The 767-nt window shown below is 40.4% G+C and carries 1 pseudogene; it reads left to right on the top strand.

Annotation, left to right across the window (positions count from 1 at the left end):
• Nucleotides 1–767 (top strand): annotated as a pseudogene (locus CEX98_RS22990) (hypothetical protein); the annotation flags it as partial.

Consider the following 767-nt stretch of genomic DNA (forward strand, 5'->3'; position numbering starts at 1 on the left):
AGGTAGATACAAGTATAGCCGTTAACCTATTTGGCCAAGTGGAAGCGATTACACAATCTGGTCCGAGTAATGACGGAACGACGGTTTCCGCTGTAGAAAAGAGAGTTTATGATACTAACCAACAGCTTTGTGTGATTACACGTCCGGATGTGGGTAACACAATATTTGGACATAATGCCCTAGGACAATTGATTTGGAAAAAAGAAGGAGTTTCAGACACTGATTGTGTAGCAACAAAGCCAGCTGACGCAATTGAGTATGTTTACGATAATGTTGGTGACCTATATAAGATTAACTACCCTGAAAACAGTAATACACCTTCAGTTACCTATACCCGTGATAATAATGGTAATTTGACAGAGTTGGCAGCAGGAGATGTCACACATAGGTATGCATACAATAACCAAGACCTACTTGAGGTTGAGCAACTACTGATTAATGGACAGTTGCATTTAGAAGTCGGCTATGGCTACAACGCGTTACAACAACGCAGCTATTTAGCCTACCCAGACGGAACCGTTGTACGCTATAGCCCAAATGGTTTTGGTGAACCTACACGGGCGGTAACATATAAAGAAGGCACAGAACAAATTGAACTGCAGTTTGCAACTGACGCTCGTTATTACGCCAATGGTATGTTAGAAAGTTTTACTTACGGTAATGGGGTAAAACATAGTTTAACGCTTGATAAAACCAGTTTATTACCTGATGTACTGCAAGATAGCCGCGGAACAACTAACCTTGTTAAGTTAGATTATAATTTTGAT

The organism is Pseudoalteromonas piscicida (assembly GCF_002744175.1).
Lineage (GTDB): Bacteria > Pseudomonadota > Gammaproteobacteria > Enterobacterales > Alteromonadaceae > Pseudoalteromonas > Pseudoalteromonas piscicida_B.